Annotated in this window: 21 protein-coding genes; 8 read left to right on the plus strand and 13 right to left on the minus strand. The window is 42.6% G+C overall.

All coding sequences use genetic code 11. The features are described 5' to 3' along the window. Positions 1-10: 10 nt before the first annotated feature. The 4 genes from P343_RS31545 (at position 11) to P343_RS31560 (ending at position 5,379) form a co-directional block, all read left to right on the plus strand. Positions 11-1,993 (plus strand): ABC transporter ATP-binding protein/permease, encoded by a 1,983-nt coding sequence (locus P343_RS31545; protein ID WP_023510874.1) that lies wholly within the window; start codon positions 11-13, stop codon positions 1,991-1,993. 438 nt (positions 1,994-2,431) lie between these two features. Further along, complete coding sequence (locus tag P343_RS31550; protein WP_023510875.1) at positions 2,432-3,424, plus strand: Gfo/Idh/MocA family protein; 993 nt, start codon at positions 2,432-2,434, stop codon at positions 3,422-3,424. A 14-nt stretch (positions 3,425-3,438) separates the two neighbouring features. Next, positions 3,439-4,284: a MurR/RpiR family transcriptional regulator gene (locus P343_RS31555; protein WP_023510876.1), complete on the plus strand. Its 846-nt coding sequence runs from the start codon at positions 3,439-3,441 to the stop codon at positions 4,282-4,284. 297 nt (positions 4,285-4,581) lie between these two features. Beyond that, positions 4,582-5,379 carry a COG4705 family protein gene (locus tag P343_RS31560; RefSeq protein WP_023510877.1) on the plus strand — a complete coding sequence of 266 codons (798 nt, stop codon included), beginning with the start codon at positions 4,582-4,584 and terminating at the stop codon, positions 5,377-5,379. Positions 5,380-5,439: 60 nt separating this feature from the next. Here P343_RS31560 and aroD read toward each other — a convergent pair whose 3' ends face one another. The 10 genes from aroD to pfkB all read right to left on the minus strand — a co-directional run bounded on the left by aroD (position 5,440) and on the right by pfkB (position 16,981). Beyond that, the gene (gene aroD, locus P343_RS31565) at positions 5,440-6,210 is read right to left on the minus strand and encodes a type I 3-dehydroquinate dehydratase (RefSeq protein ID WP_023510878.1); all 771 of its coding nucleotides are present in this window, start codon (positions 6,208-6,210) and stop codon (positions 5,440-5,442) included. Between the two features lie 649 nt (positions 6,211-6,859). Next, positions 6,860-8,011 (minus strand): mannitol-1-phosphate 5-dehydrogenase, encoded by a 1,152-nt coding sequence (locus tag P343_RS31570; protein ID WP_023510879.1) that lies wholly within the window; start codon positions 8,009-8,011, stop codon positions 6,860-6,862. Between the two features lie 17 nt (positions 8,012-8,028). Next, the gene (locus tag P343_RS31575) at positions 8,029-10,113 is read right to left on the minus strand and encodes a BglG family transcription antiterminator (protein ID WP_023510880.1); all 2,085 of its coding nucleotides are present in this window, start codon (positions 10,111-10,113) and stop codon (positions 8,029-8,031) included. 227 nt (positions 10,114-10,340) lie between these two features. Beyond that, entirely contained in the window at positions 10,341-12,242 is a 1,902-nt protein-coding gene (locus tag P343_RS31580; RefSeq protein ID WP_023510881.1) for a PTS mannitol transporter subunit IICBA, read from the minus strand. Positions 12,243-12,499: 257 nt separating this feature from the next. Beyond that, on the minus strand, positions 12,500-13,132 hold the full coding sequence (locus P343_RS31585) for a L,D-transpeptidase family protein (protein ID WP_152525304.1): 633 nt from the start codon (positions 13,130-13,132) through the stop codon (positions 12,500-12,502). Positions 13,133-13,285: 153 nt separating this feature from the next. Further along, complete coding sequence (locus tag P343_RS36810) at positions 13,286-13,456, minus strand: YvrJ family protein (protein ID WP_023510883.1); 171 nt, start codon at positions 13,454-13,456, stop codon at positions 13,286-13,288. Positions 13,457-13,545: 89 nt separating this feature from the next. Then, positions 13,546-13,764, minus strand: coding sequence for a DUF2922 domain-containing protein (locus tag P343_RS31590; protein WP_023510884.1), 219 nt, complete (start codon positions 13,762-13,764; stop codon positions 13,546-13,548). Between the two features lie 36 nt (positions 13,765-13,800). Then, entirely contained in the window at positions 13,801-14,019 is a 219-nt protein-coding gene (locus P343_RS31595) for a DUF1659 domain-containing protein (RefSeq protein WP_023510885.1), read from the minus strand. Positions 14,020-14,135: 116 nt separating this feature from the next. Beyond that, the gene (locus P343_RS31600; protein ID WP_023510886.1) at positions 14,136-16,040 is read right to left on the minus strand and encodes a fructose-specific PTS transporter subunit EIIC; all 1,905 of its coding nucleotides are present in this window, start codon (positions 16,038-16,040) and stop codon (positions 14,136-14,138) included. Next, positions 16,037-16,981, minus strand: a complete 945-nt coding sequence (gene pfkB, locus P343_RS31605) for a 1-phosphofructokinase (RefSeq protein ID WP_023510887.1) — start codon at positions 16,979-16,981, stop codon at positions 16,037-16,039. The genes P343_RS31600 and pfkB overlap by 4 nt, the downstream gene beginning before the upstream one ends. A 119-nt stretch (positions 16,982-17,100) precedes the next feature. On the opposite strand from pfkB, the gene P343_RS31610 reads away from it, so the two are divergent. From P343_RS31610 to P343_RS31625, 4 genes are all read left to right on the plus strand, one after another. Further along, positions 17,101-17,880, plus strand: a complete 780-nt coding sequence (locus P343_RS31610) for a MurR/RpiR family transcriptional regulator (protein WP_023510888.1) — start codon at positions 17,101-17,103, stop codon at positions 17,878-17,880. Between the two features lie 194 nt (positions 17,881-18,074). After that, on the plus strand, positions 18,075-18,458 hold the full coding sequence (locus P343_RS31615) for a RidA family protein (protein WP_023510889.1): 384 nt from the start codon (positions 18,075-18,077) through the stop codon (positions 18,456-18,458). A 391-nt stretch (positions 18,459-18,849) separates the two neighbouring features. Continuing rightward, positions 18,850-19,752, plus strand: coding sequence for a helix-turn-helix transcriptional regulator (locus P343_RS31620; RefSeq protein ID WP_023510890.1), 903 nt, complete (start codon positions 18,850-18,852; stop codon positions 19,750-19,752). 98 nt (positions 19,753-19,850) lie between these two features. Next, the gene (locus P343_RS31625) at positions 19,851-20,477 is read left to right on the plus strand and encodes a GyrI-like domain-containing protein (protein ID WP_023510891.1); all 627 of its coding nucleotides are present in this window, start codon (positions 19,851-19,853) and stop codon (positions 20,475-20,477) included. Positions 20,478-20,659: 182 nt separating this feature from the next. Here P343_RS31625 and P343_RS31630 read toward each other — a convergent pair whose 3' ends face one another. Genes P343_RS31630 through P343_RS31640 form a run of 3 tightly spaced genes read right to left on the minus strand, consistent with a single transcriptional unit; the run spans position 20,660 to position 24,461 of the window. After that, entirely contained in the window at positions 20,660-22,054 is a 1,395-nt protein-coding gene (locus P343_RS31630) for a PTS ascorbate transporter subunit IIC (RefSeq protein ID WP_023510892.1), read from the minus strand. 16 nt (positions 22,055-22,070) lie between these two features. Continuing rightward, positions 22,071-22,355 carry a PTS sugar transporter subunit IIB gene (locus tag P343_RS31635; protein WP_023510893.1) on the minus strand — a complete coding sequence of 95 codons (285 nt, stop codon included), beginning with the start codon at positions 22,353-22,355 and terminating at the stop codon, positions 22,071-22,073. Positions 22,356-22,367: 12 nt separating this feature from the next. Next, a complete protein-coding gene (locus P343_RS31640) occupies positions 22,368-24,461 on the minus strand; it encodes a BglG family transcription antiterminator (RefSeq protein WP_023510894.1) in 2,094 nt (697 codons plus the stop codon). Positions 24,462-24,496 lie beyond the last annotated feature (35 nt).

The following is a 24,496-nucleotide window of genomic DNA, read 5'->3' on the forward strand; positions in this document are numbered from 1 at the left end:
GAGGAGACTCATGGCCTTTCTCGAACTAAATGATATCCACAAGTCGTACTTTTTAGGCAAAGAAGAATTTCCCGTCCTGAATGGTATTGATCTCCAACTAGATCGAGGCGAGTTTGTCTCAATTTTAGGAGAATCAGGTGGAGGAAAATCAACCCTGATGAATATCATCGGCGGATTGGATCGAAAATTTACCGGTCAGGTTAAGGTTGACGGCCGTCAGCTTGACCACACCAAGGAAAAACAGCTAGACAACTATCGTCGCGGTACGATCGGCTATATATACCAATCGTATAATTTAATTAGTCATCTAAACATCGTTGAAAATGTTTTGGTATCTTTAGACATGACTACACTTAAGGGCAGTCAGCGGAAAGAACGAGCAATCGCACTACTCAAAAAAGTGGGTCTTGGCGATCACTTAAAAAAACGACCAAGTCAACTCTCAGGCGGTCAAAAGCAGCGCGTGGCCATTGCGCGCGCGTTAGCCAGCGACCCTGAAATCATTATCGCCGATGAACCAACCGGCGCTCTAGACTCTCGAAACACTGCGGAGGTTCTCAAACTCCTCGACCAAATCGCAGCAGAGGGAAAACTGGTCATCACGGTTACTCACTCCCAAGAGGTAGCAAACTACGGAACTCGGATTGTCCATCTAACAGATGGTCAGATCGATGGAGACACGCGACTAAAACCGGCTTATCCTGTCCCTCAAGAAGATCAGTCAGAATTCCGAGCAAGGCCTCTTTCTGCTGGCGCAAGTTACAAAAATGCGTTCAAGCACCTCACCTTTACTTTCTGGCGCAATTCACTCATTATGCTTGGAACAGCAATCGGCCTTTTTGCCGTACTTCTCTTTAGCGGCCTTGGCAATGGAGTTAATGCCTTCATCGAGAATCAAATCAATTCAATGGTCAACCCCAATTCTGTCACGGTGTTCAAGAACCCTACCGGTAAAAAAATGAGCAGCACCGAGTTACAGCAGTCCATGCAGCAGTTTGCCAATGACCCGTCCAAGTTACTGCTCACAGACGATCAGATTGACCACCTACGTGATTTAAAGCATGTCAACAAGGTAGAACCCGGCTATCAGCTAAGCACGTATACCGTGTCCTATAATAAGAAGAATTCAAGTGGTTCAGGCATCCAAACATGGACCAAAGCCTTTTCTGATAACACAATTAAAACCGGTCACAAGCCCGGAGACAATGAAATTGTCATTAATAAAAATCAGGCAATCGCGCTGACCAGTGCCAAGAACTACAAAAAGCTACAAGGCAAAACCGTCCAACTGACGATGCAATGGATCAATAAGAAAAACCAACCGATTCAAATTACCGGAAAGCTTAAGGTTGTCGGCTTTTCCGACAATGCACAGGCACTGGCGGCAGCAACCAACTATCACACGATGCGTCAGCTAATCGAAAAGAAAAATGGTGTAACAAAGGCGAATTATGTCTCTGTTAATGTGACGAATTCCATTTATGTCAAACAAGTAGCCAAAAAAATCCAAAATCTAAAAGATAACAATAAATACACCTATGGAGCGATTACGGTTGGTGACATTTTGGATACAATCAACCAGTACGTCCAAATCGCTGCAATTGTCCTTTCAGCGATCGCCGGCATTTCGCTCGTGGTTTCCGCGCTCATGATTATCGTGACCATGTATATGTCGGTAGCTGAGCGGACAAAAGAAATCGGCATTCTTCGCGCACTTGGTGAGCGCAAGAAGGACATTCGCCGACTGTTTACAGCCGAGTCGATTCTGATCGGCTTGTTCTCAGCAGCGCTCGCGCTCCTATTGGCTTATGGCTTCAGCTCGCTGCTCAATCACATACTCTATAAAATCGTCAAATTCAACATCGTTCAGATTTCAGCAGCAAACATCATCTCAACCGTGATCATCGCTCTTGTGATCTCATTTATTGCCGCGCTTTTACCGGCAAGACGAGCTTCACGGCTTAACCCAATTGATGCACTGTCCGCAGATTAATCGTTGTTGATTCATAGAATAGCAGATGAATAGTGTCAACGGTTGTACCTTCTTAGGTTCAGCCGTTTTTTTATGACTTAATGATCCCCCTACTTGTTCATGGAAAAAAATTTAGCATATTCCCCCATTTACCGGCTCTGATTTCTCCTGATGTGCCTCCTCTTTCCGACCGAACCCACAGTGATTTTCCCCTTTGTTTTTGCAAACGTTTTCCACCTAAAAACAAATACTGTTTTTTTGGGTTCATTTCTATTGACAAATAAGGTTTGAATAATTATATTGAAATTAGTTTCAAAGACATAAAAAACATTAAAATAATTTTCATTTTTTTAGAGTGCGAGAAGATGAGGTTTTCAGTCATTCACTCTTTACAGAATTATCCACTTAAATTTTTTTCGCAGAATCAAAAAAATATTAATTCGTGAGAGGATGAAAGAAATGACAAAGTATAATTGGGGTATGATTGGTACTGGATGGATTGCACATGAAATGGCGGATGCATTAAATAGTGTTAATGGAGAAATTTATGCCGTAGCCGATGTGAATGAAGCAGCCTTACAGGCATTTAGTAAAGAGAAAAATATTCAGCGCACGTTCTCTAACCCAGATGATTTACTTAAAGATCCCAATGTAGATATTGTGTATATTGCAACGCCGCACAATTTTCACTATGGTTATATTATAAAGGCCCTACAGGCAGACAAACATGTTTTCGCTGAGAAAGCCATAACCGTTAATTCTCAACAATTAAATCATGTCAAGCAACTGGCTGATGAAAAAGGATTGATTGTGACCGAAGGCCTAACGTTATTACACATGCCGCTGTATAAAAAAGTAAAGCAGCTGATCAATTCTGGAAAACTTGGCGATATTAATTTGGTTCAAGTTAATTTCGGCAGTTTAAAAGACTACGATGCCAAAAATCGCTTCTTTAATAAGGATTTAGCTGGTGGTGCATTATTAGATATCGGCGGTTATGCCACAGCCTTTGCACGTTCATTCTTGAAGTCGCAGCCAGTAAATGTTCTGACAACCGTTAAATATTTTGAAACGGGGGTAGATGAACAATCAGGAATCCTCTTAAAAAATCTTGATGATCAATTAGCGGTTATGGCCTTGTCCATGCGCGCTAAGCAACCTAAACGTGGGGTTATTTCAGGCACGAAAGGATATATTGAAATATCTAATTATCCGCGAGCCACCAAAGCTTCTATAACCTATACCGAAGACGCACATACAGAAACACATGAAGTGCTGACTGCGGGAGACGAATCTCTTGCTTTGCGATACGAAGTTCAGGATATGCAAAGATATATTGAACAGGGCCATGATGACGGCGAGTTTGCATTATCCGTAGATATCATGGACATATTGACAAACGTACGGAACCAGTGGGGAATGAAGTACCCGTTTGATCGTACAGATATTTAAAAGGGAAGTACAGGATGGAATCCAATACTAAAGAATTTGTAAATCGCATCTATTCAAGTTTGGGCAAGTTTTCTAAATCCGAGAAAAAAATAGTTGATTTGATGATCAACGATCCTCAGTTTGTGATTAATGCAACCATTTCACAACTGGCAAATCGAGCGGATGTGAGCGAAGCATCCATATCACGTTTCTGTAAAAGAATCGATTTGGATGGGTTTCATCATTTAAAAGTCATATTAGCACAGAGTTCATTAGTTAATGTTGAGTCTCAAAATAGTAATTTCCTGAATAGTGATGATAAAACATTAGACAAATTAATGAACGATAAAACAGATGAGATTCAAGCAACCTTAGAGGGCCTTGACACTACACAAATCAAGGAAATCATTCAAGTCATTAAAGATGCCCGGTTACTTCAAATCATGGCTGAAGGCAATACATTTCCTGTAGCACTTGATGCTTGTTTTAAGTTTAATCAGATTGGGAGGCTGGCGTTTACCGCTTCTTCTTGGGAAGTTGCGATGGGTCAGGCGTTAAACTTAACGGATTCAGATGTGGTGATCGTCATATCTAACTCAGGAGAATCCCGACAGTTAATTCAATTAATCGACGTTGCTAAAAAGAATCATGTAAAGGTCATAGCGCTTACGAATAATAATAGTTCCCCTATTGCCGCGCTGTCTGACTATAATATGGTTACGGCGAGCAGAGGCACTATTTTTATGTCAGAATATTTCTTTTCCAGAGTATCCGCCGTCACTGCGATTGAAGCTATTTTTATGTTGTTGATTGCGGATAATCCTCAACTGAAGAAGAAAATTCAAAAGCATGAATTGTTAATTTCGTCAAAAAAGATTTAAAAACTAAGTTAAGATGGGCACTCAGGCCATAAAAAGAAGGGTAAAAAGTCCACCTTGATTGATAAAAAAAGAGTAAGCGGAGAGAAAATTCGAATCATTTCTCTCCGCTTACTCTTTTTCAGAGGCTTTTGGGACAGCCTCTTCTTTATTGCCTTTTAATTCAAAACCGTCAATTTGGTATGCGTTAATGTTTTCCATAATTACGGACACAAGACAAATAAAAAGTACGATTAACTAGGTACTACATAGCAAAAACACTTGTCAGGTTCACCTTTTATGAGACGGGAGAATAAATCAATGAATCGATTAGCTACAACTTTACCTCATGAGCAGAGTATATTTTCCAAAGTGCCGGAAATCACAGCCTACTTTTGGATTGCCAAGTTACTGACCACTGGAATGGGTGAGGTATTTTCCGATTATCTGGTCAAACAGATCAATCCGATCATCGCAGTTGCACTCGGTGGAGTTGGTCTTGTAGCTGCAATGGTATTACAGTTCATGGTGAAACGTTATGTAGCGTGGATTTACTGGCTCGTCGTTGTCATGGTTAGCATCTTCGGTACAATGGCTGCCGATGTAGTCCACGTCGTATTGGGCATCCCATACACTGTTTCAACTTTATTCTTTTCAGGTGCTCTAGCGATTATCTTTATCACTTGGTACAAGATTGAGAGAACGCTCTCCATACACAGCATCTACACTGTTCATCGCGAAGCGTTTTACTGGATCACCGTATTGGGAACGTTCGCTCTCGGCACCGCTTCCGGAGACATGACCGCGACCACCTTGCACCTGGGTTACTTCTCGTCTGGGATATTATTCGCAGTCTTGCTTGCTGTACCAGCTCTTTACTATTGGAGGTTTAAGAAGAGTGCTATATTCTCCTTTTGGTTTGCTTACATCATGACTCGGCCGGTAGGTGCCTCATTTTCAGACTGGCTATCAAAACCCCACAGTCTCGGTGGTCTCGCATTTGGGGAGGGTCAAGTTAGCTTATCTTTAACGATGATCATCATTGTCCTTGTCGTATTCCTGCAGACAACCCGAATCGATGTTAAAAGCGAAGCTCTTTCACCACAGATACACAGCTGATAAACGTTCGCTTGATTGTCCAACGGTGGAATTAATCGAATTACATTATTTGTTTAACGATTACTCTTGAGAAATTTGTGAATGAAAGAAGTGCAACAACTCATTCAAATGGCGGGCATCAATCTGGCCAGGCGCACTTGCTTCTTTCGCAGAACCAAAGGTTAGAGCTGAGCCAAATAATTCACCCATTAATCGACTAATTACGCCCGTTCCTGACATAGACATCGTGATAAATGGCCGATCCGCATAAATTGTTTTCATCTGATCAGTAGCTTGAAGTAACGTGAGCACATCCGAACTAGCGGTTGGCGTCACCGCGATTTTCGTCATATCTGCATTCAGTTCCTGCATCTTCTGTAATCTCTTAATGATTGTCGCTGAACTCGGTGTTTTTTGGAAGTCGTGGCTGGACATGATGACTTTTACTCCATGGGTATGGGCAGTTTCGATCGTCGAAGCTGCCCGCTCTTCCCCTATCGACAACTCTACATCAACAAGATCAATAGCGCCTCTTTGAATTAATGTCTTATTCAATGTTTCATAGGCGCTCCGCGAGATGTCCTTCTGCCCGCCTTCCCGCTTGTTTCGGAAAGTGAAAAGAAACGGAAGGCCGGGGATTCGATCACGAATAACAGCGGCAGCATCTGCTAATTCCTGCGGGTTGCATTCATTTCCATAATAATCCGCTCTCCACTCCACCAAATCAACAGGAAGATTTTTGATTGCCACAAGTTCGCCAAGTAAAGCGTTCAGGCTTGAACCAACGATGGGAACTGCGATTTTGGGTATCCCCGCACCAAATTCAATACCTTTTACATGAACGGTTTTCATTTTGCATCCTCTTTTTCTTACATTACTTTTATGATTGTTCGTGCATATCCAATTTTTAGTTCAGTTCGTTTCCGAGTTCTTAATTTAAGATAACGATAATCAACGAAAATGCCAAGCGCAAGTATGTGGAAAATTTTAATTGAAGAAAAATGATTTTTTCACCTATCTTGTCAGATACCCGAGTTCTATCGCTGTTGCCTAACATTTTAAAGTTTCGGTCTAACTTTTATCGGGGTCAGTCTAACCGTTTTTAATCATAAGAAAACCGGGCAAGCCCGGTCTTTGACTATCGCTTTTTATGCGGCTTTAATTCAACAAACTTATGCTTCGACGACACTTCAGTTGCTGGCATCAACTGGTGCGACCGCGGGCGATCCGTGAGCCTCCTCAAACAAGCAGTAATCTGCGGGGNTCAGTTGCTGGCATCAACTGGTGCGACCGCGGGCGATCCGTGAGCCTCCTCAAACAAGCAGTAATCTGCGGGGTCTCACTTGGCTCGCGATTCCCGCAGGAGTTTCGCACTTACGTGTTTGAACCTAAATCATGGCGAAGTAACGCGGAGCATCCTAGTGACTAAGCCCCAAATTTTATACTTTCTTTTCTTGCAAAAAAGCATCCACCAAATGATGGATGCTTCAATGTGCGCCTCTTATTTTTTCAATAAATGACTTTGTTCATACTGATGCACGGCTTCCTGCGTGATCGGATCATCGGCATCAAGGCCGCTTACGTTCTGCAGGACGGCGAGCACACCTTTTTCCTTTAACTGCTGCTGCAGTTTCACTGCTTCCGCATCTTCGGTAACATCAAAGCGAAGGGCCGCTGCGATCACCTTTGCTAGATGAGCGAAGGACAAGCCAAGCTTCTCAGCTTCTCGCGCTGGTTTTACCAGCCGATCTTCCGGTCCGAGCTTACGAAGCGGCGAACGCCCCACGCGGATCACATCATCGTTCAGTTTCGGATTCTGGAATCGGTGCAAAATTTTTTCGATGTATTGTTCATGGACCTCTGGTTTGAACCCATATTGCTTGATTAGGTAAGCGCCGGTCTCCTCAATTGTTGCTTTCACATCCTGATAGATTTCCGGATCACGAAGCGCTTCATGAATCTTCTCTTTTCCTGCTTGATAACCGAGATAAGCGGTCGTCGCATGACCGGTGTTGACGGTGAACAGCTTTCTTTCGATATAAGGTGCGAGATCCGGCACAATCTGCATACCTTTCACTCCAGGTAGTTGTTGGTCGCTTTCAACGATCCATTCATGATAATCCTCCACAAGCACATCCAGAAGTTCATCATTATGTTGAAGCGGTACGATCCGATCAACCGCAGAGTTCAAGAAATAGACTCTGCCATCCAGCTGACTTACAACAGATTTATCAAGCGCTTTCAAAATTTCTTTTTTTAATAGATCCGTCGCGTTAATTTGATTTTCACAGGCGATGACATAGAGTTTCTGATCCGACGTTTTCAGTCGTTCGGCGATCCCCTTTGCGATCAGCGGTGCAATAAAAGGCAGTACCTTTGGCCCGATCGCTGTCGTCACGTACACAGCCTTGCCAATCGCATCAATGACTTCTTCAGGATTCTTTTTACTATTAATTCCCGACACATTGTGAATGGCAATAGTCTCCTGATTTTCCGCAGCTGTTCTCACCACATAGCTTTTCTTTTCGTTCAGCGCGTCAATGATTGGTTCGGCGATATCCACAAACGTGACATGGTAGCCGGTTTCCGCGAACAATGCACCGATGAATCCTCTTCCAATGTTTCCTGCACCAAAATGTACGACTTCATTCATAATTCTCAGTCCTTTTTTTAAAATTTATGAATTAAAAACCGATAAAAAATCGCTTCCAACTTTGCACGAATCATCGCTTCGTTTGCCGAAGCAAAAACAAGTGTACTCTCTCGATCCTCTACCAGCGCTGAACTGATTGTGCTGATGACTTCCTGTTCAATCGGATGCAGGTTGTCTGGCGCAAGCATTAACAAAAAGTTGCTGACTGGAAGCTTGCTACCGTCCATCGCTGCCAAGTCAAAAGGCTGATCTGAATGGGCAACTTTAAAGCAAAGGTTTCGCACCGATTGATCACGACAATGAAACAGTGCCATCGTCGTTCCCGGAATGGCAAGACCTGCCATCTGCTCACGTTCCAACAATTTTTGACAGACCGCCTCGGGATTTGAAATAAGCGATTCGTCATACACACACTCTGTCAATTGGCGAACCACAGTCTCCATTCTGTCCGCATGACGGATTGGAATCACTGAGAAATGCTGCATGATTTCCCTGATTGCTGTTTGAGCATGGTCAATATCACCCATTAAGCTCCATAGGTTACGGTTCGGAGCTTCTTTACTCTCCTTTTGGGCGGTCACCGGCAACACATTCAGCCCTGTTGCATTCTTTGACAGTTGTTGCGAGACTTGATGGATCGCCTCAATATCTTCCTTGCTTAAAAGTGGATTGACAAATAAGCAGGGAATGATCTGTTTGGGCAAATGGACCGTTGACAGGATCACGTCATAATCTTTCAGATTCATCTGTCCCATATCATGAATTGACGCGACAGAGACAGAGTAGAGCTCAGGCATTTCTTTTCTCAGCCGAGCGGCTAGCATTTTCGATGCGCCGATGCCTGTCGGACAGACAATCAATGCGCGGACAGATCTGCTTTGTTTTCTTTGTTCAAGTGCAGAACCGAAATGCAGGACAATGTACGCAATCTCATCATCTGGAAAACGGATCTGCCCGAAAACTTGATTTAGGCATTTTTCCGTAATCTCAAACAATATAGGAAATTGATCTTTGATTTGCTGAGTCAACGGATTGAATGATCGCAAATCTTTTCTAATCCGGAACAGCGAAGGTTCAAGATGTGCCATCAAACCCTGAAAAAGTGAAAAATCGCTGGTCAGATCAATGTTCAGCTGCTGTGACACATGCTGAATCAATTTCTTGATCGCTTTACCCGTTATCACTTGATCAAAATAAATAGATTCAGCACTTTGCAGACGTGACCCTTTTAAAATCGTTGCTAAAAATGCCTTTTCTCGTTCCGGCAGTTCAACAGACAATTGTTCAGTTAGAGTGGCACAGATCTTTTCAATAAACGGTAACGCTTCTATTTTTTCGGTGCGCTCAGCATCATGTTCTGAATCAGCGTTCAGCGACCATCCCGATTCATAACGCTGAAGTGCGATACAAACTTGAATCATAAAACTGATATAATCACTGTCTGCAAGTTCAGCGTACAGGTTTCCGATGTTCTTTTTCATCGCACGTTCAATCTCAGACAAATAGCGAGCTTTGAAATAATGAAGAACAAGTTGGCTGTTTTCCAGCACTGAATGATTGATTTGAAAAATAGCAGCAATTAAATCTTCATTGAAGTAGAACAGATAAAAGTTGCCTAATGCCTTTCTTTTTGAGCGCTCCGTACCGATCATGTTGATACCAACGCCCCGTTTTCGATTGATTGTCAGATTAAAATCTTGAATCCAATCGTCCAGTTCATCTAAATAGCCGCTAAGCGTTGTGGCTGAAATATTGAGTGCCTTGGCCAATGGGCCCGTCTTCAAGGGTTCACCCGAATGAAACAATTTTAGAAAAAGGAGCAGTTTTCTTTCCTTAGCAGGTAAATCCACGGGCTCGATTTTGGTTAATTCCTGTGCCAACTTAAAAATTGCCTTATCAGGCCCCTGTATGTGGAGACTCTTATCTTCACTTTGAATCATGTGTAAACCCAACGGTTCTAAGATCTTCTCTACATTTTTTAAGTCGCGGTGAACCGTACGGACACTGACCTGAAGATATGTCGCGATGGACAAGGATGAGTGCCTGCCGCTCGTTTTGAGCAGCAGTTCTAGTATGGTTTTTTCACGATTGGTCATGAACATAGGATTCATCCGCCTTTTTTCTTCACCTTAGCACAGGTGTTGAAGGATTACTCAATATTTGGCCTAAGAGGAGATTCAAAAAATCCGGAAAAAATTTCTGTCGAATCTCTACGTCAACTTGTTTCTCCGCTCCTCACGTATTCTTTACATACGCTCCGGTGCTTGAAACGGCGTTTCCTTGACCTTCTCGGCCCTTTTTGTCCTCTTTTTTGAACTGTTTCTATATATCAAGCATTTTGAGCGATTGCGCCATTGATCACTGCTTTAATGTCTTGCGCTGATTTTGCCTGCACCAATTTTTCTACATTTCCAATCTCGGCACAAACAACGGCGATTTTTGAAAGCAGCGCCAAATGGCCGTTATTCTTTCCGGCTATCCCAAAAACAAGCCGTACCTTATTTCCGTCAAAATCAACACCATCAGGAATCTGAATAATCACGACGCCGGAAGCAAGCACTTCTTTTTTCACATTTTCTGTTCCATGAGGGATCGCAATCTCATTTCCCATATACGTTGACATTTCTTTATCACGCTCAATCATGCCGTCAATATAGGAAGGCAGAACATACCCGCCATCGACCAGTGCCTGACCTGCAAAACGAATCACCTCTTCTTTGCTGGCAAATGATCGACTGATAAAAATATTCTCGTCTCTCAGCACGCCCTCATCTTCAAATGCTTCTTCACGGTTGCTGTGATCTTCCACTTCAACCTTCACACTATTTTTCAATTGGTTGATTAAAAGATCATAAGCCGGACTGCTCAGAAAATTGTCGACGGACACATGATAGGCGTTCGGGGCTTTGTCTCTCGCCCGTGGCGTTAACTCGGATTGTGTAACCACAATCTGTGCATCGCTTGGAATCGAACTTACCGCGATATTGGTGACATCAATAGCTAATCCAGCCGCCTTAACCTTCTTTCTCAATAATGAAGCACCCATTGCGCTGGAACCCATGCCCGCGTCACAAGCGAAAATGATTTTCTTGATTGCTTTGGGATCGAAACTTTGCGCTTCGGTTAGGACACTGGAAATGCGGCTCTGTTTGCCTTTCATGCTCTCCATTTTTCTCGTTGCTTCATCCAGATCCTCATTTCCCGCTTTGTCAGTTTTAAGAATCAAGCTTGAAATCACGAAAGAAACAGTCAGAGAAACAAGTACATCTGCGATATTCGCTGCAAATCCGCTAAATGATTTTGGCGTCACAGCTAGCACCGCAAGAATGCTGCCAGGTGATGCAGGTCCGACAAGTCCGCCTTTCAAAGCAACTAACGTGAATACACCACTCATCCCACCAAGAATCGTTGCTACAAATAAAAACGGTTTCATTAAGATGTATGGAAAATAGATTTCATGAATCCCACCAAAGAAATGGATGATCGCTGCACCTGGTGCTGTTTTCTTGGCGTTTCCTTTTCCAAAAAAGCAGTAGGCAAGCAGGACGCCCATGCCCGGTCCAGGGTTCGCTTCAAGCAAGAAAAGTACGGATTTGCCATATTGTCTTGCTTGCTCAATTCCGATTGGTGTCAATACACCATGATTAATCGCGTTATTTAAAAACAGCACTTTGCCGGGTTCAATAAACAGGCTGGCAAGGGGTAGGAGACCGGCGTGGACAAGCCATTCCACACCAGACGCCAATCCAGCACTGACCAAATCCACTACTGGACTCACACCTAAAAATGCCCCGATTGATAGTAAAGCACCAAGAATTCCTGCAGAAAAATTATCGACGAGCATTTCAAATCCCGTTTTTATTTTTCCTTCAATGATTTTATCAAACTTCTTAATCAGATAACCGCCAAGAGGACCCATGATCATCGCACCAAGGAACATGGGAATATTGGCTCCGATAATGACACCGGAAGTCGCAATCGCTCCAACTAGACCTCCACGGTGGCCATAAACAATTTTGCCTCCGGTATACCCTATTAATATGGGTAGCAAATAGGTAACTGTAGGCCCGACAAGTTCTGCCAGTGCCTTATTTGGTAACCACCCGGTTGGAATGAATAAGGCCGTGATCAGTCCCCATGCGAGGAATGCGCCGATGTTTGGAAGAATCATTGAACTAAGCGCGTTCCCGAACTTTTGTACCTTGAGTTTAATACCTGTACCACCTGACATAATTTCTCCTCCTCTTAAAAATCACTTTCTTCGGTTCGGAACCGTTTTTCTATCTTGAAGGGAAAGATCAAAAAGGACCGCCTTTTGATTAAGCGCTTTCATTTTAGCGATATCCTTACATCCTTTCGCTCTACATTTTTATTATAGTGACCGTTTGTTCACAAAAACAACACAAACTAAATACAGTTTTGCCGCAACTGACGTGACAAAACTGTATCAGATGAATTTTAATGAACTCTTTTTCAGAAACATGCCATTTAGAAACTTTTGATCTCATTCAACTCATTTATGTTGATAATATAGGCACCGGGACGAAGCAGCTGCATGAGTCGTTTCATGTACTCTGTTGGCAGTGAGACGCACCCCGCCGTCGGACCGACACCAGAGCAATGCACGAAGAATCCTGATCCTGCATAAGGTATTCGTTCCATATTGTAGTTGATGACAATACCATATCGGTACAGTTCAGGATAATCGGCCATATGCTCGCTCGGTTCATTGAAGTGGTCGCCTTCCTGCCATGTGTTGTACTGCGGATCTTCCCCATCCTCTACCCACCATGATTGAGGTGTGATGGCACGGTAAGTGAGTGCCGTTCCGGGGTTTTCCGTGCCAAATGCGAAACCGAGCGGATAAGCGCCGTAGGGTGTCGTCTGCAAACCTTCACGTGTCGGTCCAACACCATTTGCCCCAACGAAACCATCTGTGATTAAACGTACCGGCCAATCCTGTTCTGCCTTTTCCAAAAGTGTAATTTTTGCTCGGTTTCCATCAGCGACAACGACAACGATCTGTTCCGTTTTCTGCGCAATTTTGGACTTTGAAACCAGCATTGATACCTTTTCTTTAAACGCACATGGTGCGACGTTCTTTTCGAGTTCGTTATTCACGAGATTTTCCATCCAATCTTGGTGTTTCTGTTTGTCCTTCATTTTATCATGGGAACGGAAGATTAAGTAAACAAATCAATTGAAACTTAGCGCCAAGTTCATAGAAAAAAAGCACCCACCTGCTTCATCGAGAGCAGATGGGATGCTTTACGGTTATGCTTGTTTCTTCAGCGGTTCTTCGATCTGGACGTCAGATTGATCCAATGGCAGTGTGCGCACCGACTGAATCAATTCATCCAGCTTGCCTTCGATACGATACAAGAGGAAGAAGGTAACAACAGCCGGAAAACCCACATCCTTAACCATGGAAAACCATACCTCCATGAGAAAACCTCCCTTCATTACAGATAACATACAAAGGCCGAAGAGAAAGGTTGTCCTCATTCTCTCCGGCCCGGTTTTAATCAATGCAGTTATTCAGCCAATTCAATCGGTGTTGTGTTATTTTCCGAGATCCGAGCCGATTTAATTTGAGTCAATTCACCGCCAGTGGTCACAAACACATTTTGCGCGATGATGGCACTCATTGCATTCTTAATTGCAGCAGGATCCGCCGGTTCAACCGGGTCATTTAAGGAGAGCGTTACACTTTTCCCTTCACTGTTCAGAAACACGAGATTCAGTTTTTTCATGAATCAGAACCTCCTTTCTACATAATAATTGTTTGATCAGCCGGTAATTTCAGCTGTGTCGTTGCGCTCAATAGAAAGCAGCGCATGTTTCTGCAACGGGGCCAATTGCTGCGCCACTGCCAGCAGGCCATCGTATGAGGCTGCCGGCTTAATGTTTCTGAATGATTTTGCGAGCAGAATTTGCTCACCTTTCTCATCCAGGCCGCCATCCAAATTCATGACGAAAACGGATGCTGTGATTGTGCTGTTTGCCATCTTGATCACCTCCTACATCTATTAAGTAGGAGGGTGCATACAAAATGGTGGGTTGGAAGGGTACATAAAAAAATAACCCCAGATGCATGACACACCTTAGGGGTACATAAGAGCATTCAACCGAGAAGATCATAAATCAGATCTGCATTTTCAGCATCGATCAATTGATTAACTGTATTTTTGTTCACCAGCTTCGCCGCCGTATCTGACAGATAGTGTAAATGAGCTTCGCTTCCCTTTGGCGGAATCAAGAACGCGATCACGAAAGATACCGGTTTTTGATCGAACGTTTGCCAATCTGAAATCGGATCGGCCAGTTTGACGACCAGCATGGTGGCCTCCAAGATCGTATCGGATTGCGCATGAGGAATAGCAAATCCACCTTCCATGCCTGTTGATCCTTGTTCTTCTCGCTTTTGAAAAGCTTCAATCAGTTTGGCACGATCTTCAATCACGCCATTTTTGTAGGTATTCTCAGCTATAAACTGAAACAGTTTATCCTTGGTGTTAATATCTTTTTCGAAATAGATGTTTTCTTTTTTCAGCAAGCCTGTCTGCTGGACGGTTGGTGCTGATTCTTCGCGAGCTGCTTTTCCGCTTTGAACTTCCGCTTCAGCTGCGAGTCGTGCATTCTGATTCTTAATAAAACGATGCTTCTGATCCAGACCAATCAGATAACCGGACACAAGTGCGCCTGCGAGGATGGCGAGCACCCAAAGAAGCGGATGAGTGACAATCGGCAGCACGATGAACCCGCCGTGCGGTGCAGGCACCTGCACCTTCATATAGTAGGTCAGAATCGCTGCGATTGACGAACCGACCATCAGTGACGGAATGACTGTAAACGGACTCTTCGCCGCAAATGGAATCGCACCTTCAGTAATATGAGTGGAGCCAAGCAGAAAGTTGACATAACCAGCATTCCGCTCTTCCTTTTGAAAATATTTCCCAGCGAACAACACCGCAAATCCGGTTGCGATTGGTGGTGCGATGCAAGCTGCTGAAACACCAGCCATAAAGTAAAAGTTGCCTTGGCCAAGCAATGCCACCCCAGTCACATAGGCTGCTTTGTTCACCGGGCCGCCCATGTCAAACGCACACATGATGCCGATGATCAGTCCAAGCACTAGGGGACTTTGATTCTGCATATTGCTTAAGAAATGCATCATACCTTCATTAATTGCTGTCATTGGCGAGGAAAGGAGAATCATCAGATAGCCGCCGATTAACCCGCCTAGCACCGGAAGAAGAAAAATAGATTTCAGACCATCCAGTTGTTTCGGCAATCCCTTCAAACCGTATTCAAGCAACAAGATCAAATATCCGGATAAGAAGCCGCTGACAATACCCCCAAGGAAGCCGGTTCCGTTTGTGAAAGCGATCATACCGGTGATAAATCCAATTACGAGACCTGATCGTTTGCCAATCGCCTGAGCGATGTATGCGGACAGAATCGGCACCATTAATCCAAGGCCTACTTTGCCGATCGCATTTAGATTAGCCGCGAACACATTGTACTCATTGCTTTTCGGGTCGGCCGAATTAATCCCAAACATAAATGAAATAGCAAGCAGTACACCGCCCGCAACAACCACGGGAAGCATATGGGAAACGCCGTTCATCAAATAAACATAGAGCTTATGAACAAATGATTCCTTTTCAACACCTACGTCCGTACTGCCTCCGCTTGGAGCCTGTCCGCTTTTAAACAGAGGAACGGAACCGTTTACAATTTCTTCAATCAATTTTTCCGGCTCTTTAATTCCTTTTGTTACCGAAACCTTGATCACACGCTTACCTGCAAAGCGATCCTCATCAACATCCTTGTCAGCTGCAATGATCACGCCATCCGCCTCTGCAATTTCTTTTGGTGTCAAGCCATTTTCAATACCGGATTGTCCATGCGCTTCCACTTTTATTTCAATACCTTTTGCCTTTGCTGCATCTTCAAGTGCTTTCTTAGCCATGAACGTATGCGCAATACCCGTTGGGCATCCTGTCGCCGCAATGATTTTTGTCATGATTTTCTTGCCCCCTTCACATTGATCGTTAATTTAATTTGTTTCATCAATTCCGGAACATCTTTCAAATCACTCAATCCTGCGGTAAAGGCCGTCGATGAACCCGCTGCCGTCGCATAAATTAAGGCATCTTCAAGCGTCTCTCCCTGAATAAGCGAACCAACGAAGGTCGCGAGTAGTGTATCACCGGCACAAGCGGTGTTCACCACTTGCCCCTTTGGCGCTGTTGTGAACAGCACGCGCTTTCCATCAGCGTACATCGTCCCTTTTTCTCCTCGAGATACGAGCAGACGCTGCGCTCCTTTATGCAGCAATTGGTCTGCGGCCGCAATCAGCTGTTCTTCATCATCGAAGGTTGCCGGATCGACATCTAACCAGGCAGCTAATTCCTCATCACTAGGCTTAATAAGATAGGGTTCATCGACCAGACAACTGATCAACGTATCCGAACTGACATCCAGAACCAGATCGAAACCAATCTGCTTTGATAATTCGGAGATTTTCTTTAAAATCGCATCATCTACGCCTCTTGGCAAGCTTCCCGAAACAAATAGCATATCCTTCGAAGATAGCGTTCCGATTTTTTTTATCAGTTTCTCCTGTGCCTCCATGCTGATTTCAGGTCCGCGATTTACCGCCTTAAACTCTCGCAATCCCGCTTTGATAAATGTATTGATACGGGTAATGCCGTCAACGCTGACAAAGTCGGTGGCAATGCCAGTCCGTTCGAGTTCTTCTTGTATATACCTCCCAGTGAATCCGCCCAAGAAACCAGTCGCCACGCTGTCTATGCCCATTTTTTTCAGCATAAAAGAGATATTTATTGTTTTTCCGTTTGCCTGATAGTCTTCGAAAATACTCCGATTGACCACATGCGGTTCAAAGTTTTCAAATTCAGTAAATAGATCAATAGCTGGATTCATCGTGCATGTATAGATCATGTAGCTTCCCTCACTTTCACTTCTGTCTTCTCTACTCTTCTATTTTGCCATGTTTTTCGATGAAAATGTTTTCGGAAAAGGCTATACTTAATGTAAAGGTTTTCAAAATGGAGGATTGTATGGACTTTTCTTTTTTTGAACGTGTTAATCACTATTTCGATACGTTAAGTGACAGTGAAAAATATTTGCTGAGTTATATACAAGACCACTTAAGCGAGATGCCGGAAATATCAATCGTTCGATTAAGCCAGAATGCGAATGTGTCGACGGCGACCATCGTCCGCACGATGAAAAAATTAGGCTATGACGGGTTTACATCCTTCAAAATTCGGTTAAAAGATGAGCATCAGCTCGCGCCTGAATTTTCAATTGTTGAACAAGTAGATAACAAGATCAAAGAAGTAATCTTGAAAAATGAACATGAAGTGAGCAAAACCATACAGATGCTAGACCGAGGCACTATCGAGGATGTGCTGCAAAAAATCATTTATTCACGCAAAATCGTTCTGTTCGCCCGAGGGTTTTCAGAGCTGATCGCCAAAGAGATGACCGTTAAATTCCAGCTTGCCGGAAAGTATTGCGAGATGCATGATGACCCCAATATTATAAAAACGATCAGCCAGCGTATTGATAAGAAGGATCTGGTCATTTTCATATCCTTGAACGGAAGCACAGAAGAACTGGTAAAGGCTGCAAAAAATTGCAAGGCGAATGGCGTCAGCACAGTCACACTGACTGCAAACCGAGAAAGTCCGCTCTATGCGCTTTCTGAGCTTGCGCTTGTCGGCTACAAATCAAAAATTTCTTATTTCCCCGACTATGAGGTGCGGTCGCGTCTTCCGCTTCAAGTTATGGCGAGAATTATTCTTGACGCTTTTGCCATTCGGACGCGCTCGTAAATAGACACGTTACAAGGATATTCCGAAATGGAATCATGGGCTATCTTAAAAAGAATAGAGATCAGCAGCTTGATGGTCATGAATACTCTCTCACTATGGTAAAATAATAGATACTATTCATTTGCGGTTTGTTGCGTGATTATCTTTGTAGATTGCGCATGTGCCGCCATACATAGATTTGGAGGATTGATTGAATGAAAAAGCAAATCGCAACAAACGCTGCGCCTAAGGCAGTCGGCCCTTATTCCCAGGCTGTTGCTGCAGGCGACTTTCTGTTCGCATCCGGACAGATCCCCCTGGATCCGGCAACCGGAGAAATCGTTGAAGGCGGTATTGAAGCTCAGGCTGAACGCGTCTTTCTCAATCTGAAAGCCGTATTAAACGAAGCTGGTCTTGATTTTTCAGATGTCGTGAGTGCAACCGTTTATCTCGCAGATATTAATGATTTTGCGACCGTCAACACCATTTACTCGACTCATTTCACAGGCGAAATCTTGCCGGCACGCTGCGCTTTTCAAGTTGCCGCCCTGCCAAAGCAAGCGAAATTGGAAATTTCCTGTGTCGCATATAGAGGGTAAAAAAGGATCGGGCAAACGCCTGATCTTTTTTTAATTTGTAGAAAACCCCGACTCTTTTTTTGGTTTACGTAATTGGAACGTACTGCGCAATAATAAGATGCATGAGTACGAAAGTATTCGTCTTGATTCAGTGCCGTTGTTCCCTAACTCGGAGCGGTTGATGATCAGTTCATTGCGCTCAGCTGATTTGGTGCGCCTAGGTACGATTAGTTCTTCTCCTTCATTCTTAGCTTACTGATTCAATAAGTTAACGATTTAATCAGCAGGTTAGCTGATTATTCAGTAGGTTAGTAATTAAATTGCCACGCCGTATCCGTCTTCTATTTAAGATTATAAAACCTAATCCACACCCTCAAAATTAATGATATATAATAACTTTGGGTGATGTTTCATGCAAATCAGCAGATTATTTACAACTGTCTATATTTTGCTCAATAAAAAGAAAGTAACCGCGAAAGAGTTAGCTTCGTATTTTGAAGTTTCTGTGCGGACAATATATCGTGACATAGATACGCTATCAGCGTCTGGAATACCAATATATACAAGCAAAGGAAAAAACGGAGGAGTTAGTCTCCTTGAAAATTTTGTATTGGATAAATCTCTTCTTTCCGATCAGGAGCAGGATGAAGTATTGATGAGCCTGCAAAGCCTTAGTTCTTTGGATGTTCCTGATGTAGATCCATTGCTCAATAAATTAAAAACTCTTTTCAGCAAACAAAGCACAAATTGGATAGATATTGATTTTTCTCACTGGGGCAGCAGTAACAATGAACGTCAAAAATTTACTTCGTTAAAAATAGCTATTTTGAATCAAACGCCTGTGACTTTTGACTATTATAGTTCGTACGGCGAAAAGACTGAGAGGACGGTTGAACCTCTAAAGATTCTTTTTAAAGGACAGAGTTGGTATCTCTATGGTTATTGCCGACTGAAAAAGGATTTGAGGCTTTTCAAGATTACTCGAATGAAGGATCTCACTCCATTGAATGAAACCTTTGAAAGAGAAATTTCTGGCGATATTTGGCATAACTTTCAATCCAAACATGCTAGGGACGTCACACTTGTTATAAAATTTGATAAAAAGATTGCTTACAGAGTCTATGACGAGTTTGATCCAACATGTATTCAGAAACATGAAGATGGGTGTTTTACTGTTACGGTGACTTTTCCTGAGAATGAGTGGGTTTACGACTATATCCTGTCATATGGTTGTCATGCCGAGGTATTAGCGCCAATACATATTCGTGACATCATAAAAAGAAAATTTGAAGAAGGCTTGAAAAAATATTTATAATATGACAGATAGTTGCCATATTATCAGTTCTATACTGAAAACGTCACAATAAGTGAAAGAAAAGTTCATCCTGCTAAATAATGTGGAGGAATGTGCATATGGATAAAGTGGATTACAAGAAGAACTTCAAGGATTTATATGTGCCCAAGCAACAACCGGTACTTATAAACATACCTACGATCAATTTTATTTTGATTGAAGGTAATGGTGATCCCAATTGTGAAGCATTTGCTCAAGCCACAGCCGCCATTTACGCTCTCAGTTATGCGGTGAGAATGTCCTATAAAAGTAAAGATGTTCCCAGAAGCTATTATCATTACACCGTTTTTCCGCTTGAGGGAATTTGGGATCTGGTGGATAAAACCTTGCCACCTACTGTTAAAAGTAATTTAAAGTATCAATTGATGATCCGTCAGCCTGACTTTCTGACGGCTGATTTATTTGATCGGTTTTTATCCGAAACAAAAAAGAAAAAGCCCAATCCTTTTCTGGATGTAGCAAGATTCGTCTCAATAAGTGAAGGTTTATGCTGTCAGATGCTTCATAAGGGAAGTTATGATGACGAGCCAGCGAGCTTTGAAATAATGTCTAACTTTTGTGTGGAAAATAGGTATAAGAGAATATCTAATACACATCGGGAGATCTATCTGTCAGATCCTCGAAAAATTGAAGTTGATAAGCGGAGAACAGTTCTTCGGTATCAGGTCATGGCAACAGAGAAGTAATCTGATTACAATAAAGTTTCTTATTATGATACTGCGTATTATATCCATCAACCGTCCTTTAACATCCATTGGTGTGTTATCCATACCACACGAATTTTTTCTTAAACAAAAACAATCTGCCGACAATTTTTCTGCTGGCAGATTGTTTTCTAGATTTTTTTCACAACAGTTACTACTCTTTATTAAACACTCTGACCTGAATTCTCATCTTCATCGTAATAGTTATTTAATGCGTGTGTCTTGGTTTTAACTAAGTTTGGAATAAAAAGTGCCAAGAGCGCAATAATCACAATTGCATATACCGCTATGCTACCTAGAAGGCTGTTGCTTTGCCCAAGCAAAATGCCAATCAGAGTGAAATCGAGATCTCCGAATGTAGTGTTTGCAAAGCCGAGACCCCCGAGTACCGGAAGCAACGCGGCAGGCAGGAAAGCAAGCAATAAGCCGTAGACAAAGGAACCGGCAATGGCCCCTCTTCGTCCTCCCGTCGCATTTCCGAAGATTCCGGCAGTTGCCCCGCAAAAGAAATGAGGAACAAGTCCGGGAACAATCAGGACACCGCCAAAGACACCAAGCAGCAGCATACCGATCACACCGCCAATAAAGCTGCAGACAAAGCCAATGATGACTGCTGTCTGTCCGTAGGTGAAGAATACGGCACAGTCCACTGCCGGAACAGCATTTGGAATTACTTTTTTAGCAATCCCCTGAAATGCAGGAATAAGATCGGCAAGAATCATTCGGACTCCTGCATAGACGACCGCCACACCAACCGCAAAGTTTAATCCATTAATAATTGCAAAAATAAATGGCGACTGTCCGTTTGAAATGGTCTCTATATATTTTGGACCGGCAGCAATTGCAGCTACCAAATAGAAGAAGACCATCGTTATAGCTGTAGCTATTGTAGTGTTCCGTAAAAAACCCCATTTTTCCGGAATTTCTAGTTTTTCAGTACTTTTTTCCGGATCTCCAACCTTTGATCCGATCCAGGATGACAAGTAATAGCCCAGACTGCCGAAATGCCCCATCGCAATCTCATCACCATCGGTCACTTTTAATGTATAGCGTTGTCCGATTGCTGGTGAAATCGCACTCCATGCACCGAGCAATATGCCACCGCACAATACAATCATGAAGCTATTGATACCGGTTGCGCTAAGTACTGCTGAAAGCAAGCAAGCCATATAAAAGCTATGATGACCGGTGAGAAAGACATATTTATATTTGGTAACTCGAGCAAAAAACAGATTTAGTAGCAAACCAAGAACCAGAATGAGCATTGTATTCACGCCAAGTACCTTTTGCGCAACAGCAACGATAGCTTCATTGTTTGGGACAACGCCTCTTATATGGAACCCATGATTGATCATTTTCCCAAGTGGATCAAGACTTGAAACAATGAACGTCGCACCGGCGCTCAACATCAGATAACCAAAAATAGGCCCCAATGTGCCGGTCAATATTTTATGTGCAGGACTCTTAAGCGCAAGCAGACCGACCATAGACATAAGACCGAGTAACAACGCTGGCTGGGAGATAACGCTCTGAAAAAAATTAAGAATTTCTTGGATCATGGTTAACACCCCTCTGTTAGTGTTGATTCAATTCCTGTAAAACCGGTAAAATGTCTGCAGTTATCTTTTTCTTGTTAATGTAACTGCGGATGACTGCAACCCGGCGTTTGCCCCCTTCAAGCTGCGAGGCAAGTTCCTTAACAGTCACGAGCAAATCACAGTCTTTACCTAAAGCCGCATTAAAATCTGAAGACTCTACCTGGGCCGCAATACCTTGTTCTTCGCAAATTTCCTCAATTTTCATTTTCAGCATTAAACTGCTTCCAATCCCATTCCCGCAAACGGTTACAATTTTAATCATGATGACTTCCTCCTAATGGCTATATTTTTCTATGATCTGTGAAATTTCCTCAACTGAGGACGCCCTTATCATCTCATCAATGTTCTCATCATCACCGAGCAGTTCTGTGAGTTGTCTTAAAGCTTTTAGATGGGTTTTATTGTCAACGGCTGCCAGTACAATGATAATGCTAGCTGATGTCTCCAGATTACCCTCTACAAATTCGACCGGATGAGCTAAGTGAAGCAAGCTCATGCCCAACTGATTAACTCCTCTTTCTGGCCGTGCATGCGGAATCGCAACATGCGGAGTAATCACAATATACGGTCCCACATTTTCTACTGTCTCAATCATTGCATTCACATAACTTGGCTGGATAAAGTCGCGATCAAGCAGTGGTTGAGCTGCTACTTGAATAGCCTCTTTCCAATCATTCACATGATCCTTAAACTGTATTTCATCCTTAAAAAGCAAATCATTGAGCATCGGACTCACTCCTTGGTATATACCAGTAACAGTTGAAATTAATACATTGCCTATCGCTTCATACAGACCTACCTCATCACGTATCTCCGCAAAATTTTTAACTACCTGAATGATTTTTTCAATTTGAAAGTGAATGGGAAGTCCTTTTGTTTCCGCATTGACACGTTCCAGCAACTTTACTTTGTTCATGTCTGAAAGGATTGGCTTAACAACAAACAATGACTTGCTGGTTTTTAGCGGCACCGTTGAAAAAATGAGATCAATAGCTGCCTCATCTATTTGGGAGAATTCCTTAACAGAAACAACCGGCGCCCAGTCCATATCCGGAAACAAATCCATCAACTGCTGTTTCAGCATATTTGATATGCCAATCCCTTTAGGGCAGACAATCAAGGCACTTTTCTTTCCTACTGAAACACCCTCATCTTTTAGAATTGATGCAAAATGCAAGGTTAAAAAACCAATTTCATCATCCGAGATGGTCTTGTGGATCAATTTTTCCATATTTTTCAGGCAATACCTAACAATGAAAAATAGATCCAAATATTCTTTTTTAATTGATTTGAGGTAAGGATTATAGACTGGGGTATCGAAAATCAGTCGATAATAACAAGGTTCCAAATGCATCATTAGATTTTTCTTAAAAAAATCACGATTTTTTAACGGAATAGAGCTTAACTGTTCAAAACGACGAATCATTTGATTGGCGATCTCATCTAATTTTTCCCGCTCTTCGGGTAAGGATTGCCGCATAAGATGATCTTCTTTTAATTGCAGACCAAGAAACAATGTGGTGAAATAGACATGTTCATCTTGATCACTGGCTACTCCTAGCAACCGTATAAACATCTTGGAAATCTCTGAAGCTTGAGTCTTTTCAATGCAAAGATGTTGGACATAATAATGAATGATATGCCTTGGAAAATCTGATTTTGTACAGGCGTTGATTCGAAAAAGAAGAAACACGAGATAGGCCGCCAACTCTTTGGCATTGTCTTCAACATACTTAATTTGATGTGTATCTTCAATCTGAGTCAGTTTTTGATGAATATCGATAAAAACTTCGAAAAATTTCTTACCATGTTGATTTGAATTATATAATTGCGCCAGCAGCTCCATTCCGGACGCTAAATGATAAATCTTTGAAACACATTCTCTGGCAAGATTACGAATTTCCCATTCACTCCCAGATAAAAAATACCCTCTTCTTCGGTCATAATTAATAGAAACTTCGCGATACATGGAGTGGCTGCCGGCACGTTTGATTAGCTCGATCATTGTGTTCCTGCTTAAACGAAGCGTGCTTATAAACTGCTGAAGAGGTAAATAGTCATTCTGAATGAATATGAGCAGGTAAATAACGCATAGTCTTTCCTCCTCTGAGAGATCGTAGCCTTGATTCAATACAGTCTTCATTCCATCGATTTTGATTGTGTTAATCTTCCCATCAACGACCAACCCATAGCCCCTTCGATTTCTTATCGGCGCTAGTTGATGGTCATCGAGCCAATCGTTTATTTTCTGAAGGTCATACTGGATCATCCTTCTGCTCATTCCTGTAATGCTTTCCAACTGTTTCATCGTAATAAATTTGTACTTTAAGATTGTCTGAAACAACTGAGCTGCCCTTTGATCCAACATCTCGTTGATCCTCCCTCAATAATCATATAACGAAA

The sequence above is a fragment of the Sporolactobacillus laevolacticus DSM 442 genome (assembly GCF_000497245.1).
In the GTDB taxonomy this organism is placed as follows: domain Bacteria; phylum Bacillota; class Bacilli; order Bacillales; family Sporolactobacillaceae; genus Sporolactobacillus; species Sporolactobacillus laevolacticus.